Genomic DNA, 537 nt, shown 5'->3' on the forward strand with positions numbered 1-537 from the left:
TGGCCTGCAGCGCCTTCTCGTCGCGGCGCACCGGCAGGGCGAGGTAGCGCGCGTCGAAGCGGATGCAGGCGGCCGCGGCGGAGAAACGCGCCGGGCCGGCGAAGAGGTAGGCGTAGGCGTCGGCGTGCGCCGGGGCAGGGAAGGGGAAGGCGGCCTCGCCGAGCGCGATGCGCGAATCGACCAGCCAGCAGGCGTAGCCGAGCAGGTAGCGCAGCGTGCTGACGAGGCAGAACTCGCGCAGCTCGCCGAGTCCGGCGTGCTCGGCGACGTGGATCGTGGCCATGCCGCCGCGTTGCGCGAGCTCGAAGACGATGTCCTCGGTCAGCAGGCGGTGGTGACGGCACCAGCGCTTGAGCGCCACCTCCAGCGTCGGCGAGGTCAGTGAGGCGCGGCAGAGCATGCCGTAGCTGCCCCAGGGCAGGCGGCGCGAGAACCAGCCCAGTGCCTCGTCGTCGAGCTCCTGCATCGCCACGCCCGAGAGCAGCTCCATCTGCGCGGCGGTGACATGTGCGGCCGGATCTTCCAGCAGCGCGGGCG

General features: G+C 72.4%; 1 protein-coding gene. It reads right to left on the reverse strand.

The window, feature by feature from the left end:
* Nucleotides 1-537, reverse strand: a 537-nt coding sequence (locus tag ACMUOY_RS20920) for an AraC family transcriptional regulator (RefSeq protein ID WP_413894622.1), incomplete at both ends; no start/stop codon positions are given.

Origin of the sequence: Candidatus Skiveiella danica (genome assembly GCF_022705245.1) — a bacterium.
In the GTDB taxonomy this organism is placed as follows: Bacteria; Pseudomonadota; Gammaproteobacteria; order Burkholderiales; family Burkholderiaceae_C; genus Skiveiella; species Skiveiella danica.